This is a genomic window from Nocardioides sp. S5-5, from assembly GCF_054954065.1.
Genome location: NZ_CP199913.1, coordinates 1,019,923 through 1,033,416, shown reverse-complemented (window position 1 = coordinate 1,033,416; position 13,494 = coordinate 1,019,923). Strand labels below are relative to the sequence as shown.

Here is a 13,494-nt window from a genome sequence, read left to right as displayed (position 1 = left end):
GGCGCCTACTTGACGACATCTTGCCTCTTCCATGCACGCAACAGTCGGACCTGAACGAACCAGCTCCGCTTGATCGCAATGTAGAGGAGCTTGCGCGGGATGCTCGCCGGCTTGAGCGTGCCGCCGGTCAGGAGAGGGAGGCTGATGTCGAAGCGCGCCCTGAAGTCCAGGTAGGCGGCGCGTGAGGCCATGTCGGCTGGCGCAGCAGGGCTGGAGAAGACCGAGTTGATGGCGTCCTTGAGCAGCTCGACGGAGTACAGCTGGAGGACCGCGGGCGCCACGGGCGCGGCCATCGCCGTGGTGCGCAAGGTGTCGAATGCGTCGAGGATCTCCGGGCGAAAGCGCCGGGAGATGTTGCCGGGTACGTCGAGCCGGTAGTCGACCGTCGGTACATCGACGACGACGGCCCCATCGACGGCCTGGTAGAGGCGAATGAGCCATTCAGCGTCTGAACGCTTGACCAGACCGTCGGTGAAGAAGAGGCTCTCCTCGAGCAGGACCGAGCGGCGAACGAACTTCGCCCACGGCACACCCAGCACGAACGACGCCGAGACTCGTCCGTGCAGATACAACGACATCATCTCGTTGAGCAGCTCTGTTCCGGCACGCTCGCCTTCGAGCTCGCTCAGACCGTAGTGCTCGACCTCTTCGCCGGCCACGGTGATGCCGGCGCCCGCGGTCACGACCAGATCGTGATCGGCGTCGGCCAACGTCGCCAGTACTACCGCCATCTCCGCGCGACACCGGTCGTCCGGGTCGATGAACGCGATCCAGTCCTGGCTGGCCTCCTGGATTCCCCGATTGCGTGCGGTCGCCACGCCGGCATTGGTCTGCCGTACCAGTGAGATCCGAGTGTCGCGCTCAGGAAGCGTCGCAAGGAACGCGGTCGTGCGATCGTCAGTGGATCCATCGTCGACGACGACGATCTCGGACTCGGTGCCGAGTATGAGGACCGAATCGATCGCCTCCTCAACGAGTGCAGGATCCACGTTGTAGACCGGCATGACGAAGCTGATCATCTCGTCACGCGGTCCGGGAGGTGGCGTCGATGAGGCGCGCCTTGCGAGCGAGCATCTTGACGCCCTTCTTGATCTTCGGCTCGCCATCGACGTTGATGACCGGGATGCGTGCAACCTTCAGGTCAGGCTGGGACGCGACCCAGACGTTGAGCAGGCGCTCACCGAGATAGCCCATCGTTCGCTGCTGGTAGGCGGTTCGCTCGGCACTCGCTCCCAAGCGCTCAGAGGTCTCCTCAAGGATCGGAAAGAGCCAGCCCGCATACCTCTCGACGACCTCGCGCCGCGTCAGGAACATGTTGTAGAGCGAGAGGCCGCGGCCCGAGAAGACCCTGTCGTATCCGTCAAGGAAGTCGGGCGAAAGAGCGCTGAGCACGTCGCGGAGGGCATCGAGGTCCTCACCGTGATGAGCGTTTCGGTAGTGGGAGTCGATCGTCTCCACAACGTAGTGACGCCGTCGGGCGATCACCATGTCATTTCTCGAGAGCAGCCGATCGGCGTCATCCTCCGACATGATCTGCGACCCGTTTGGTCCGGCCGCCGATCCCTTGAAGTACCGGCGGTAATGACTCAAGCCGACGACGTCCGCGTCGAGGTTGCGCCATGCCCAGTAGAGAGCAGTCAGCTCGCAGTACGACTTGTTGAGCTCAGAGATGTTCTCGCCGTCGTCGTCCGGCTGATATCCCAGGTCCACCGGGTTGAGGGCGTGCCCGACATGCACCGGCAGGTAGAACGGGTCCACGGGGAGTTCCGTGGCCTTGTGCGACGCGACCAGCATGGGCATGGTTCAGACTCCGCTCGGATCTCATTCCGCGTTGTCGGGAACTGCAGTCGTTTCAGCTTCGGGGGCGTAGCCATATCCGTAGCCGTAGCCGTAGCCGTAGGACTTTCCCTTGACCGGCACTTTGTTAAGTACGAGGCCTGCCAGATGGGCGTCGACCTGCTCGAGCCGCTCGAGCGAGTGACGGACCTGCTCCTTAGTTACCTTCCCGTGGCTCAGTACGACGAGCGCGCCGTCCGACTTGGCGGCCAGCAGTGCCGCGTCGGTGACGGGAAGGAGGGGCGGGGCGTCGACGAGCACGATGTCGTACTCGTCGCGGGCGTGGGCGAGGAAGTCCGCCATGGCGTGGGACTGGATGAGTTCGGCGGGGTTGGGCGGGATGGGGCCGGAGGCGACGAAGTGGAGGCCGGATTCGTCGTGGACCTGGAAAACGTCGGGGGCCTTGATCTTGCCGACCAGGACGTTGGTGAGACCGACGGCCTCGTCCATGCCGAGGCGCTTGGCGGCCATGGGGCGGCGGAGGTCGCCCTCGACGAGGAGGGTGCGGGTGCCGCCCTGGGCGAGGCTGATGGCGAGGTTGACGGCGGTCGAGGTCTTGCCCTCGCCGGGGATGGCGGAGCTGACGACGAAGACCTTCTGCTGGCTGTCGACGTCGACGAACTGGAGGTTCGTGCGCAGCACGCGGAACGACTCCGCGCGCGGGGAGTGCGAGGGGACCTGGGTGAGGAGCGGGGTCTTGGTGGCCGCGGGGTCGTAGACGATCGTGCCCAGGGTGGGGGCGTCGGTGATCTCGGCGACGTCGTCGAGCGACTTCACCCGGGTGTCCAGGACCTCGCGCAGGACGGCGAGGCCGAAGCCGAGCATGAGGCCGACGACCAGGCCGAGGGCAAGGTTGCGCTTGGGCTGCGGCGAGACCGGTCCGTCGGACCGGGAGGCGTTGTCGACGATGGTCGCCTTGATCGGAGCCTCGGTCTGACCGTCCGGTGTCTCCAGCTCGCGGACCAGGTCCTTGAGCTGCTCGGCGTACGACTGCGCGATGTCCTGGGCCTGCGCGGGGTCGGGGTCGGTGACCGTGATGTCCAGGTTGACGGTGTCCAGCACCGCCTGGGCCGAGACCTTCTTGGTCAGCTCGGCCGGCTCGATCTTCAGACCGGTGTCGGCCTTGACCAGGTCGGCGAGCTTGCGGCTCTTGATCAGGTCGGCGTACGACTTCACACGCTGTGCCGAGAACTGGCCGCCCTGGAGCAGCTGGGTGTCATTGGTCTGCGCGGTGGTGACGAACAGGCGCGCGGTCGAGGCGTACTGCGGGGTCTGCACGGCGGTGAACACGCCGGCGGCCGCGGTGACCGCGGCGGCGATCACCAGGATCGATATCCAACGGCGGCGCAGCACGCGCAGGTAGTCACGGAGCTCCATGGCGGGCTCCCGTCTCGTGCATCGTCGGCAACATCGTCCCCATCATCGTCATCCCCCGCACGCGCTCGGCAACGTGCGCGCGCTGTCCTTCCGCTCGATCGTCGGCGTCACGGCCAGGTCGGTGTCGCCGGCCTGCCCCTTCCCGCTCGTCATCCTCCACGCCAGGTCGACGGTCTGGCCGGGCGCCAGCTGGACGTACGTCATCGCCACCGGGCGACCGTCCTGGTCGGCCTCGACGGTCTGCGAGGGCACCCCGTTGAACTCGAAGTCGCTGACCGCTCCCCCGGCCGGTCCGAAGACGCGGACGGCCATGAGCTGGGTGCCCGGCTTCGACCCGTAGTTGCCGCCACCGGTGATGTAGTCCGGCAGCGTGGCCGCGTCAGGTGGCGCGACCGAGGAGATCCGCGCCTTCGCGCTGTAGATCTGCGCCGATCCCCGGCAGGCGGTGGGGCTGACCTCGACGTCGTAGCGCAGGTAGTACGACATCTTCGCGCCGGTCATGTCGTTGAAGGTCACCGCCACCTGCGGGCGCTCGCCCTTCGCGTCGGTGCCGAACTCACCCGCGATCGACGTGCCCGCCAGCTCCCGCTGAACCCCTTCGTCGAAGGAATGCACCAGGATCCGGCGCTCGTCGGTCGCGCGGCCCAGCGCCTTGAGCACGCCGGTCGGGTTGCCGAGGCCGGCGGTGAACTTCGTGAAGGTCGCCGCCGCGACGTCGGCGAAGAAGGCGTCCTGGCGGTCCGGCTCGGGCAGGCGCAGATAGGTGTTGTGGAGCAGCTCGTCGACGGCGTTCTCACCGCTGATCTCGACCCCGTCGACGCTCACCGGACCGGTCGCGTCGAGGAGGTACCCGATCGCCACGGCGTCCAGGAGCACGACGCCGTCGACCCGCTGCTTCGGGAACTCCTGCTCCCAGCGGGCCTTCAACAAGGCGGCGGCCCGGGCGGTGTCGGGCGTCATCGTCGCGTTCACGGCGTAGGTGCCGAGCACGTCGCCGTACAGCGTCTGCTCGGCGTCGCTCAGCGGCAGCACCGGGCCAGCTGCCTCGCCGAGCGAGGCGGCGGCGACGTGGTTGCGCAGCTCGAGCCGGCCGTCGGTCGCGTCGACGTACGACACCGCGCCGGCCAGGCCGCCGGTGCCGCGGATCTCGGCGTTGTTCTCGAAGACCAACAGGTAGTTGCGCGGTCCGTCGGCGCCGAGCATGGTCGGCAGGACCTGGGTCGCGATGTCGGCCGACGCGAGGGCGTGCGACGCCTTGGCGACCTGGTCGCGGAAGTCGGTGAACTGGCGGTGCAGACGACCGACGAAGCCGCCCGCGTCGACCTCGGCGAGCTCCGCGTCAGCCGCCGCGAACGCACGGTGCGCCTGCGCGACGGGAGCAGTCAGCTCCTCGGCGACGCCCACGTCGAGCGCGCCGTCCTTGGGCAGCAGCTCCTCGAACCGGTCCGAAGCGGTCACCAGCGGCTCGATCCCCTCGTCGGCCAGATCGTCCAGCACCCGGCTGGTGGTCTCGATCCCCCGGGCGTCGTCACCGAGGAAGGGCACCTTGGTCAGCACCCACCAGGTCGGCCCCGCGGTGCGGTCGGCCGCCGACGAGCTCGCGGTCCGCAGCGCCGCGAGCTCACGGTCGAGAGCGGCCGTGTCCCGCGCCTCGACCGCGTCCTGGATGCGCTGCGCGCTGTCCACCGCGTCGTTGAGGTCGCGATTGACCTGCCACGCCGTCCAGGCCGCCCACAGCAGCACGACGACGAGAACAGCGACACCCCCACCGATCCAGACCTTCCTGGACCTCAGCATCGCTCTCCGCCTCTCCACGCCCCATGCACGGGAGAGGACCCCGGGGGGCGTACCCACGGGGCCCTCTCACCGATGACTCTCGGCCGCCGACGGCGGCCGCGGATCACTTGACCTTGACGGTGACCTTGTACTTGTCGGCCTTGAAGACACCGGTCGCCTGGTACTTGACGGTGCACTTCCACTTGCCCTTGGCGAGCTTGCCGGTCTTGGCGATGCCCTTGCCGTTGAGGGCGCCGACGCGCTTGACCTTGGCCTTGCCCTTCTTGCACACGACCTTGGCGTTGCCGGCCGGGGTCACGTTGCCCGCGGCGGTCAGCTGGATCTTCGCCTTCTTGTTGGCCTTGGCCTTGGTCTTCGCCGGAGCGGACACGACGACCGTGCCGGTGTACGGGTCGGCCTGCGCGACCGACGTGGTCCCCACCAGACCCAGCGTCATCAGCGCGACAGCAAGCAGGCCGAGAACGAGCTTCTTCATTACGCAATGCCCCCTAAGACATGTTCGGGTTCCCCACCCCGGGCGTCCCTCGTCCGAGTGCAGGCGACCATCACCCTCTCACGAATCCTTGCAAAGTTCAGAAACCGATCGAAAAAAGCCGTGACACTCCGGTGACAAGGAGGTTTCCGGCGAGGACAATCCCGCCTGACCGCACCGGAGGTGGTCCTCCAAAAAGAGGACCACCGACCGTCTCAGCGCCCGGGACGGAAGTGCAGGCCCACCTCGGGGTCGACCACGACCTCCTGGGCGGCCGGCAGGCCGTCGACGACGAGAGGCGCGGCGACGTCGGTGTTGCGCTTGAGCAGCGCCAGCGCGATCGGGCCGAGCTCGTGGTGGCGGGCCGAGGAGCCGACGAAGCCGGCCGCGCGACCACCGCCCTCGGGCAGCACCTCGGTGCCGGGCGCCGGGAGCCGGTTCTCGGACCCGTCGAGGTGGAGCAGGGTCAGCCGCCGGGGCGGGCGGCCCAGGTTGTGGACCCGAGCGACCGTCTCCTGGCCGCGATAGCACCCCTTGTCCAGGTGGACGGCGCCCCACGGCCGGTCCACGATCCACCCGACCTCGTTGGGGATGGTGCGCTCGTCGGTGTCGATGCCGAAGCGCGGCTCGCCGCGCTCGATGCGCAGCGCCTCGAAGGCCCACAGGCCCGCGGCCGGCCCCGCCGCCTCGGCGTACGACGCCAGCTGGTCGCGGGGCACCAGGTCGTAGCGTCCCTCACCGGCCGGGCGCCAGGCGACGGCGAGGTCGCCGGTCGCGTCGGTGATCTCGACGCGCATCATGAAGCGCATCCGCTCCAGGAACCCGATCAGGGCCGCCCCGCGGCCGGGCTCGGTGTGGGCGGTGAACGCCTCGCCGTCGTCGACGCCGGCGAAGGCGTGCTCGACGTGTCCCTGGGGCGAGAGGACGAGCGCGGAGACCCACTGCCCCGGCTCGAGTCCCTCGAAGTACTGGGTGGTCAGCGAGTGCAGCCAGGTCAGCCGGTCGGGGCCGGCGACCCGGAGCACGTCGCGGTGGGACAGGTCGACGAAGCCGTCGCCGGCCGCGAGGGCCCGCTGCTCGCCGTACAGGCTGCCGTAGTGGGCCGCGACGGCCGCGTCGATGCCCTCGCCGGCGACGGCGCCGGGGAGCTGGAGAAGGGGGGAGGTCATGTCAGGTCCCGGTAGTGTTCGAGGAGTCGGGTCAGGGTGCCGAGGGCTGTCTGCATCTCCTCGATGTGTGCCGGGTCGAGCGTACGGAGCATCTCCTTGATCTCGGTGCTCGACACACCCGAGGTGCGTGGCAGGTACCTCACCTCGCAAACGTCGCCGAGGTCGTCGAACTTCCCGGCCCAGTCGTCGCCCATCACGAACAGGTCGACGCCGTGCTCGACGACGTCGGAGCGCTTCTGGTCCCAGGACCGCTCCGGGAGGACCAGGTCGACGCCCTTGATGGCGCCCACGATGGCCGCGCGGTCGTCGTACGAGACGACGGACCGCTTGCCCTTGCCGGCGTTGAACTCGTCGGTGGACACGCCGACGATCAGCCGGTCGCCCAACGCGGCCAGGCGCTCGATCAGGCGCAGGTGACCGATGTGGAACAGGTCGAAGGTGCCGTAGGTCAGCACGGTGGTCACGAGGTCGCTCCTTCACAGCGGGCGCAGCGCCCGAAGACGGTCAGGTGGCCGAGGTCGGGGACGAAGCCGCGGGTGGTCAGGGCCGCCACGAACGGCGCCGCCTCCTCCTCGTCGACCGAGATCACCTCGCCGCAGCCGCGGCACACGAGGTGGAAGTGGGTGTGCCCCCGGGTCGAGTGGTACGTCGCGGCGCGGTCCGACAGGTGGGCGTGCCGGATCAGGCCCAGCTCCTCGAGCACCTCCAGCGTGCGGTAGACGGTGGACGCGTTGATCGTGCTCACCGTCTGCTGGACGTGGGCCAGCACCTCGTCGGGGGTGGCGTGGCCCAGCTCGTCGACCGCGCCGAGGATCAGCTCGCGCTGGGGCGTGAGCCGGTAGCCCCTCTCGCGAAGGGCCGCGCGCCAGTCGGCCTCGTCAGGCACGCTTGAGCCTCGCCCACAGGTGCGGCTGGAGCGGCTGGCCCATGGCGGCCATGTCGAAGGCGTAGAGCAGGTCGCCCTCGACGTTGCCGTACAGGCGCTTGCCGGCGACGTACTCCTTGGCGGTCTCGGTGCGCGCGACCGCGTCGGTGGTCCACTCGAACTTGCCGTTGTCGGCCTCGCCCTCCCAGATCTCCGCGATGCCCGTGTTGTGGGTCAGCAGGATCTCGAAGCGGCCCTCGCCGACGCCGCGGATGAAGCCGGTCTCGATCGCGGCGTCGCGGACCTTCTCGTTGTTCTCGTCGACGACCCACGCCCGCGCCATGTAGTGGAAGAACGGCCGCCCGTCGTGGGTGAAGATCAGCTCCTGGCCGAACTGGAAGGGCTCGATCGTCGGGTAGTCGCCGTGGCCGTTGCCGCGCCAGGTGCCGAGCATCCACGCGATCGGACCGCAGTTCGGGTGCAGGTTGTCGGGAAGTTCGAAGGCCACGACCGATGATTCTAGTGCGCCCCGACGGGCGCATGCGGTGACGTCGGGCATGCACAGGTCCCACCCGGACCTGCTCCGTCCACAGGCCCGGACGCAGTGCCGACCTCGGATCACCTTCGGATGCTGTGCTGCTCTCCATGAACTGGCTGCTGCTCATGCTGACGCCGGGAACGGCGTTCCTGGGCGCAATGGCCGGTCATCTGCTCACCCGCAGGAGTGCGGTCGAGCTGGACCGTTGGCGCAAGCGGGAGGAGACCATGCGGATGCTGAGATGGACCGTCGAGCTCGCCCTCGATGAGCAGGAGATGCGCCAGGACGCGGGGATGGACATCCTCGAGGCACTCGAGGACTCTCCTCTGCTGGACAACGCCGACCAACGTTTCGTGATGCGAGCCACCGACGCCGCCATGGCCGCGAGCACGCGCGAGCGCCGGCGTCCCTGACGGCAGGGCTGGCATACTGACAGGAGGAGGTAGGACGCATGGAGATCGAGCTGGTGGACAACCCGAGCAGGGCCTCGATCAAGGCCGCGCGCATCCACGTCCGCGTCTCGCGGAAGCTCGGCGAGCCCCTCAACGAATGGGTCTTCCGCCTGGCGGCGATCCGACTCCCCGACGACGTGGACGGGTACGACGAGGAGTTCAGGAACTGAGGCGTCGGCCGACTCAGCCTGCATTCACCGATCTGCCGCTACTGCGCGCCACCAGCTGGGCACGCTCGCGGCGTTGCGGACGCTCGATGGTGCAACCAGACCGCCGTCGCGCCCGCGCCTTGCGATCGCACCCATCTGGTGACGCTCGCTACGCGGCAGACCGGTGAATCCAGGCTCAGCCTCGATCCGTGGCTGGCATAGGCTCGGGCCATGTCACGCAGCCTCGTCGTCAAGGTCACCTGCGGAGCCGACGACCCGGAGCGCTGCAACCAGGCCTTCACCGTGGCCGGCGCGGCCGCCGTCTCGGGCGTCCCGGTCTCCCTGTGGCTGACCGGCGAGGCCGCCTGGCTGGCCGTGCCGGGCCGGGCCGCCGAGCTCGAGCTGCCGCTCGCGACGCCGCTGCCGGACCTGATCGAGGCCGTCCTGGCCACGGGCTCGGTGACGGTGTGCGCGCAGTGCGCCGCGCGCCGCGCGCTCACGGAGGGCGACCTGCTGGCCGACGTACGGATCGCGGGGGCGCCGGTGTTCGTCGAGGAAGTGCTGGGCGAGGGCGTCCAGGCGCTCGTCTACTGAGAACTCCTTCTGAGAGGGTTCTCCCATGCGTCGCGCCACCGCCCCGCTCCTGGCGGCCGCCCTGACGGTCGCGCTGGCGGTCGGGCTGGGCGCCTGTGACCAGTCCGGCTCCAAGCCGAAGTACGTCGCCCTCGGCGACTCCTACGTGGCGGCGCCGGGCATCGGCTCGGCCGCCTTCCCACGCGGCTGCGGCCGCTCGAAGAACAACTACCCCCATCGCCTCGCCCAGCACGCCGGCCTCGACCTCACCGACGTCAGCTGCTCGGGCGCACCGACGGAGGCGATCGAGGACGAGCAGGCCGTGCTCGGCCAGCAGGTGCCACCGCAGATCGACGCGGTCGACACCGACACCGACCTGGTGACGATCGGGCTCGGCTTCAACGACCTCGGCATCTCCGTGCGGGTGTTCGTCAGCTGCGTCCAGCTCGCGACCACCGACCCCGGCGGCACGCCCTGCACCGACGCGGACGCCGCCGCGGGCGACGAGGACCTGGCCGCGGCGCTGGGACAGATCACCGACCGCCTGACGGCGACGATCGACGCCGTCCGGGACCGCGCGCCGGACGCGAGGATCATCCTCGTCGGCTACCCGTCGATCTTCCCGGAACGCGAGACCTGCCGCGAGCTCGGCATCGCCGAGGGCGACCTTCCCCTCGTGCGCGGGGTCATCGACGGCCTCAACCGCTCGGCCGAGGAGGCGGCCGCGGCGAAGGGCGCGACCTATCTCGACACCGCGACCCCGAGCCGCGGCCACGACATCTGCTCCGACGACCCGTGGATCGCCGGCACGGCGCCGGCGAAGGGCCGGCGCGGAGTCGCCTGGCACCCGTACGCCGAGGAGCAGGCCATGGTCGCCGACCTGCTCGCCGACCTGGTCTGATGGGCGACTGATGCGCGCGGTCCTCCAGCGGGTCAGCTCCGCCTCCGTCGTGGTCGACGGCGTCGTGGTCGGCGCGATCGACTCCCCCGGCCTGCTCGTCTACCTCGGCGTCACGCACTCCGACGGCGCCGCCGAGGTCGCCTGGACGGCCCGCAAGGTCCGGGACCTGCGCATCCTCGACGGCGAGCGCTCGCTCGCTGAGACCGGCGGTCCGGTGCTCGTCGTGTCCCAGTTCACCCTGTACGGCGACGCCCGCAAGGGCCGGCGCCCCACCTGGGTCGCGGCCGCCCCCGGCCCGGTCAGCGAGCCGCTCTACGAGGCGGTGTGCGCCGCGCTGGAAGCGGCCGGGACGCCTGTCCGCAAGGGCGTCTTCGGCGCGGACATGAAGGTGAGCTCGGTCAACGACGGACCGTTCACGGTGCTGCTCGAGACTCCCTGAGCCCCGGCGCGAGATAGCGCGCCGACTCCTCGACGCCGGTGACCAGCCGCTCCCGGTCCGCGGCGACCATCGCGGCGACCGTCTGCGCCATGCCCAGGCGCGGCTCCCACCCCAGGTCCCGGCGCAGCGGCTCCGGATCGCCGGCCAGGACCGCGGCGTCCGCGGGCCGCACCAGGGCCTCGTCGACGTCGACCAGCGGCCACGGGTCGTCGATGCCGGCCGCCCCGAACGCGAGCTCGACCACCCGCCGCAGGCTGGTGACGACGCCGGTCGCGACCTCGTAGTCGGCCGGCGTATCGGCCCCCATCATCATCCGCATCGCGCGGACGTGGTCGGCCGCGGCGCCCCAGTCGCGCTCGATGTCGAGCGCACCGAGGGCGAGCCGCTCCTGCCGGCCGAGCGCGATGGCGGCCGCCGCCCGCGTGATCTTCCGTACGACGAACCGCGGGCGCCGTACCGGGCTCTCGTGGATGTGGAGCACCGCCGCGACGGCGAACCGGCCCGCCTCGCGCGCCGCGATGACGGCGTCGTGGGCGCGCTGCTTGCCGCGCGCGTAGGGGCTGCCGGCCGCCGTACCCGACTGCTCGGCCGACGCCGCCTGCAAGAAGCGCGCCTCCGGGACCGCGGCGAGGGCGCGCAGCATCGCCACGGGGGCCGTGCCGTTGAGGGCCAGCGCCGTCTCCGGGTCGCCCCACGAGTCGCCCACCGACGACATCGCGGCCAGGTTGTAGACCTCCGCCGGGCGCACCTCGCGCACCAGCGACGCGAAGCCCGCGTGGTCGGCCAGGTCGAGGCCGACCAGCTCGACGTCCGCCAGGTAGGGCCGCATGGCCACGGCGGCCGCGGATCCCGGCCGGTGCGTGCCGACGACGCGGATGCCCTCCGCGGCCAGCAGCCGCGCGAGATGGACGCCGTCCTGGCCGGTCACCCCGGTGACGAGCGCGACCCGGCGGGTCAAGGTCAGGGCCGCTCGGCGCGATGCCGCACGAGCCGCGCCATGCTCTCCAGATCGGCGTCGACCATCAGCCGTGCCAGCCCCTCGACGTCGGTCTGCGCCTTCCAGCCCAGCAGCTCGCGCGCCTTGCTCGCGTCACCGATCAGCGCGTCCACCTCCGAGGGGCGCTCGTAGGACGCGTCGTAGCGGACGTGGTCCTCCCAGTCGAGCCCGGCGTGCGAGAAGGCGTACGCGCAGAACTGCCGCACGGTCGTCCCGACGCCGGTCGCCAGCACGAAGTCCTGGGGCTGGTCGTGCTGCAGCATCTGCCACATGCCCTCGACGTACTCCTTGGCGTAGCCCCAGTCGCGCACGGCGTCCAGGTTCCCGAGGGTGAGGTGGTCGGTGATCCCCAGCTTGATCGAGGCGACGCCGAGGGTGATCTTGCGGGTCACGAAGCTCTCGCCGCGCCGCGGCGACTCGTGGTTGAACAAGATGCCGGAGACCGCGAACAGGTCGTACGCCTCGCGGTAGTTCACCGTCACCCAGTGGGAGTAGAGCTTGGCCGCGCCGTAGGGCGAGCGCGGGTAGAAGGTCGTCGACTCGTTCTGGGGCGGCGGCGTCGCGCCGAACATCTCCGAGGTCGACGCCTGGTAGAACCGGCACTCGATGCCCGAGGCGCGGATCGCCTCGAGGAGGCGCAAGGTGCCGACCGCGTCCGTGGAGGCGGTGTACTCGGGCATCTCGAAGGAGACCTTGACGTGGCTCTGCGCGCCCAGGTTGTAGACCTCGGTCGGCTCGATCAGCCGGACCAGGTTGACCAGGCTCACGCCGTCGGTGAGGTCGCCGTAGTGCAGGTGCAGGCGCGGGTCGTCGAGATGGTCGATCCGGCTCCGGTTCAGGGTGGAGTGGCGCCGCACGAGGCCATGGACCTCGTAGCCCTTCGCCAGCAGGAGCTCGGCGAGGTAGGAGCCGTCCTGGCCGGTGATGCCGGTGATGAGAGCACGCTTGTCCACGAGGCCGCACCCTACTAGGGAAAGGCCACGCAGCCGAGCCTCAGCCGCGGGTCAGCCGCGGGTCAGCCGCAGCCCCAGCAGGTACATCTCGCAGCCCAGGCAGAACGCGAACACCGCGTTGAGGAAGGCGGCGACGAACGCGAACGCGGCGAAGACCTGGCCGAGGAGCACGGCGCCGGTGGCGAAGCCGATCGTCGCGACGACCGCGAAGACCAGGCCGACACCTTGGGCGAAGCGCGGCGGAGCCGGGTCCTCGAGGTGGTCGGGGGCGGCGAGGCGGGGGCGGACCAGGCGCCGGAAGAGCAGGCCCGTCGGCGTGCGGTGGACGCCGAGCCCCGCGCCGATCGCGAAGAGCACCGCCTGGACGCCGGTCAGCACGGCGGCGACGCCGGGCGCGGCGTCGGAGAGCAGCAGCGCGACGGCGAAGACGACGAGGGTGATCGCGGCGGTGAAGCGCGGGCCGCGGGGGTCGATGCCGGCGGTCGTGCCGGCGGGGGTGGTGGCGGTCATCAGGACTCCTGGAGCGCGGGGAGGGCGGCGAGGACCTGCTCGCGGCGCGGGGCGCCGGCGGCCCGGGTGAGCTCGTGGCCGTCGCCGTCGAGCACCAGCGTGGTCGGCGTACGGCGCACGTCGAGCGCGCGGACCAGGTCGAGGTGCTCCTCGGCGTCGATCTCGACGTGGACGACGCCGTCGACCTTGCCGGCGACGTCGGCGAGCACCACGCGGGTGGTGCGGCACGGGGCGCAGAAGGCGCTGGAGAACTGGAGCAGCGTGGCCCGCTCCCCCAGCTCGGCGTCGGGCACGGAGGCGGTGACGCTCGACCACGCGGCGCCGACGGCGGGGGCGGCCGCGAAGCTGCCGTCGGTACGGCGGCGGTGCAGCCCGAAGCCGACCGCGACGACGACGGCGATCAGGAGCAGCACGAGTCCGGGGTTCACAACTCTCCTTCAACCACGACGGCGGCCCCCGGATTCCG

Annotated in this window: 18 protein-coding genes; 5 read left to right on the top strand and 13 right to left on the bottom strand. The window is 70.4% G+C overall.

From position 1 onward, the window contains the following. Positions 1-5 precede the first annotated feature (5 nt). The 9 genes from ACUP6Y_RS04920 to ACUP6Y_RS04880 form a co-directional block, all read right to left on the bottom strand. On the bottom strand, positions 6-1,019 hold the full coding sequence (locus ACUP6Y_RS04920; RefSeq protein WP_462554526.1) for a glycosyltransferase family 2 protein: 1,014 nt from the start codon (positions 1,017-1,019) through the stop codon (positions 6-8). A 4-nt stretch (positions 1,020-1,023) separates the two neighbouring features. After that, on the bottom strand, positions 1,024-1,800 hold the full coding sequence (locus ACUP6Y_RS04915) for a DUF4422 domain-containing protein (RefSeq protein WP_462554525.1): 777 nt from the start codon (positions 1,798-1,800) through the stop codon (positions 1,024-1,026). Positions 1,801-1,821: 21 nt separating this feature from the next. After that, positions 1,822-3,213 carry a tyrosine-protein kinase domain-containing protein gene (locus ACUP6Y_RS04910; protein ID WP_462554524.1) on the bottom strand — a complete coding sequence of 464 codons (1,392 nt, stop codon included), beginning with the start codon at positions 3,211-3,213 and terminating at the stop codon, positions 1,822-1,824. A 48-nt stretch (positions 3,214-3,261) separates the two neighbouring features. Continuing rightward, positions 3,262-5,010 carry a DUF4012 domain-containing protein gene (locus ACUP6Y_RS04905; RefSeq protein WP_462554523.1) on the bottom strand — a complete coding sequence of 583 codons (1,749 nt, stop codon included), beginning with the start codon at positions 5,008-5,010 and terminating at the stop codon, positions 3,262-3,264. 103 nt (positions 5,011-5,113) lie between these two features. Further along, positions 5,114-5,485, bottom strand: coding sequence for a hypothetical protein (locus ACUP6Y_RS04900; protein ID WP_462554522.1), 372 nt, complete (start codon positions 5,483-5,485; stop codon positions 5,114-5,116). A gap of 212 nt (positions 5,486-5,697) precedes the next feature. Further along, positions 5,698-6,651: a CAF17-like 4Fe-4S cluster assembly/insertion protein YgfZ gene (gene ygfZ, locus ACUP6Y_RS04895; protein WP_462554520.1), complete on the bottom strand. Its 954-nt coding sequence runs from the start codon at positions 6,649-6,651 to the stop codon at positions 5,698-5,700. Beyond that, complete coding sequence (locus ACUP6Y_RS04890) at positions 6,648-7,115, bottom strand: adenylyltransferase/cytidyltransferase family protein (RefSeq protein ID WP_462554519.1); 468 nt, start codon at positions 7,113-7,115, stop codon at positions 6,648-6,650. Before ACUP6Y_RS04890 ends, ygfZ begins: the two co-directional genes overlap by 4 nt. Then, entirely contained in the window at positions 7,112-7,537 is a 426-nt protein-coding gene (locus tag ACUP6Y_RS04885; RefSeq protein WP_462554518.1) for a Fur family transcriptional regulator, read from the bottom strand. Before ACUP6Y_RS04885 ends, ACUP6Y_RS04890 begins: the two co-directional genes overlap by 4 nt. Continuing rightward, positions 7,530-8,024 carry a heme-binding beta-barrel domain-containing protein gene (locus ACUP6Y_RS04880; RefSeq protein WP_462554517.1) on the bottom strand — a complete coding sequence of 165 codons (495 nt, stop codon included), beginning with the start codon at positions 8,022-8,024 and terminating at the stop codon, positions 7,530-7,532. Before ACUP6Y_RS04880 ends, ACUP6Y_RS04885 begins: the two co-directional genes overlap by 8 nt. A 125-nt stretch (positions 8,025-8,149) precedes the next feature. On the opposite strand from ACUP6Y_RS04880, the gene ACUP6Y_RS04875 reads away from it, so the two are divergent. The 5 genes from ACUP6Y_RS04875 to dtd all read left to right on the top strand — a co-directional run bounded on the left by ACUP6Y_RS04875 (position 8,150) and on the right by dtd (position 10,568). After that, complete coding sequence (locus ACUP6Y_RS04875) at positions 8,150-8,467, top strand: hypothetical protein (protein ID WP_462554516.1); 318 nt, start codon at positions 8,150-8,152, stop codon at positions 8,465-8,467. 38 nt (positions 8,468-8,505) lie between these two features. After that, complete coding sequence (locus ACUP6Y_RS04870; RefSeq protein WP_462554515.1) at positions 8,506-8,676, top strand: hypothetical protein; 171 nt, start codon at positions 8,506-8,508, stop codon at positions 8,674-8,676. A 210-nt stretch (positions 8,677-8,886) separates the two neighbouring features. Beyond that, complete coding sequence (locus tag ACUP6Y_RS04865; protein ID WP_462554514.1) at positions 8,887-9,249, top strand: DsrE family protein; 363 nt, start codon at positions 8,887-8,889, stop codon at positions 9,247-9,249. A gap of 25 nt (positions 9,250-9,274) precedes the next feature. Next, positions 9,275-10,129 (top strand): SGNH/GDSL hydrolase family protein, encoded by an 855-nt coding sequence (locus ACUP6Y_RS04860; protein ID WP_462554513.1) that lies wholly within the window; start codon positions 9,275-9,277, stop codon positions 10,127-10,129. Positions 10,130-10,139: 10 nt separating this feature from the next. Next, positions 10,140-10,568, top strand: a complete 429-nt coding sequence (gene dtd, locus ACUP6Y_RS04855) for a D-aminoacyl-tRNA deacylase (protein WP_462554512.1) — start codon at positions 10,140-10,142, stop codon at positions 10,566-10,568. Here the strand turns inward: dtd and ACUP6Y_RS04850 are convergent. Genes ACUP6Y_RS04850 through ACUP6Y_RS04835 form a run of 4 tightly spaced genes read right to left on the bottom strand, consistent with a single transcriptional unit; the run spans position 10,543 to position 13,456 of the window. After that, positions 10,543-11,526: a GDP-mannose 4,6-dehydratase gene (locus tag ACUP6Y_RS04850; RefSeq protein ID WP_462554511.1), complete on the bottom strand. Its 984-nt coding sequence runs from the start codon at positions 11,524-11,526 to the stop codon at positions 10,543-10,545. The genes dtd and ACUP6Y_RS04850 overlap by 26 nt on opposite strands. Positions 11,527-11,528: 2 nt before the next feature. Then, positions 11,529-12,518: a GDP-mannose 4,6-dehydratase gene (gmd, locus tag ACUP6Y_RS04845; protein ID WP_462554510.1), complete on the bottom strand. Its 990-nt coding sequence runs from the start codon at positions 12,516-12,518 to the stop codon at positions 11,529-11,531. 51 nt (positions 12,519-12,569) lie between these two features. Then, complete coding sequence (locus ACUP6Y_RS04840) at positions 12,570-13,028, bottom strand: DUF4395 domain-containing protein (protein ID WP_462554509.1); 459 nt, start codon at positions 13,026-13,028, stop codon at positions 12,570-12,572. Beyond that, a complete protein-coding gene (locus ACUP6Y_RS04835) occupies positions 13,028-13,456 on the bottom strand; it encodes a TlpA family protein disulfide reductase (RefSeq protein ID WP_462554508.1) in 429 nt (142 codons plus the stop codon). Before ACUP6Y_RS04835 ends, ACUP6Y_RS04840 begins: the two co-directional genes overlap by 1 nt. Positions 13,457-13,494 lie beyond the last annotated feature (38 nt).

What these genes read in the sequence shown, in the direction of transcription:
- ACUP6Y_RS04840 (WP_462554509.1), bottom strand. Translation starts at nt 13,028, where the DNA reads ATGACCGCCACCACCCCCGCCGGCACGACCGCCGGCATCGACCCCCGC.
- ACUP6Y_RS04905 (WP_462554523.1), bottom strand. Translation starts at nt 5,010, where the DNA reads ATGCTGAGGTCCAGGAAGGTCTGGATCGGTGGGGGTGTCGCTGTTCTC.
- ygfZ (WP_462554520.1), bottom strand. Translation starts at nt 6,651, where the DNA reads ATGACCTCCCCCCTTCTCCAGCTCCCCGGCGCCGTCGCCGGCGAGGGC.
- ACUP6Y_RS04920 (WP_462554526.1), bottom strand. Translation starts at nt 1,019, where the DNA reads ATGATCAGCTTCGTCATGCCGGTCTACAACGTGGATCCTGCACTCGTT.
- ACUP6Y_RS04870 (WP_462554515.1), top strand. Translation starts at nt 8,506, where the DNA reads ATGGAGATCGAGCTGGTGGACAACCCGAGCAGGGCCTCGATCAAGGCC.
- ACUP6Y_RS04865 (WP_462554514.1), top strand. Translation starts at nt 8,887, where the DNA reads ATGTCACGCAGCCTCGTCGTCAAGGTCACCTGCGGAGCCGACGACCCG.
- ACUP6Y_RS04860 (WP_462554513.1), top strand. Translation starts at nt 9,275, where the DNA reads ATGCGTCGCGCCACCGCCCCGCTCCTGGCGGCCGCCCTGACGGTCGCG.
- ACUP6Y_RS04900 (WP_462554522.1), bottom strand. Translation starts at nt 5,485, where the DNA reads ATGAAGAAGCTCGTTCTCGGCCTGCTTGCTGTCGCGCTGATGACGCTG.
- ACUP6Y_RS04910 (WP_462554524.1), bottom strand. Translation starts at nt 3,213, where the DNA reads ATGGAGCTCCGTGACTACCTGCGCGTGCTGCGCCGCCGTTGGATATCG.
- dtd (WP_462554512.1), top strand. Translation starts at nt 10,140, where the DNA reads ATGCGCGCGGTCCTCCAGCGGGTCAGCTCCGCCTCCGTCGTGGTCGAC.
- ACUP6Y_RS04915 (WP_462554525.1), bottom strand. Translation starts at nt 1,800, where the DNA reads ATGCCCATGCTGGTCGCGTCGCACAAGGCCACGGAACTCCCCGTGGAC.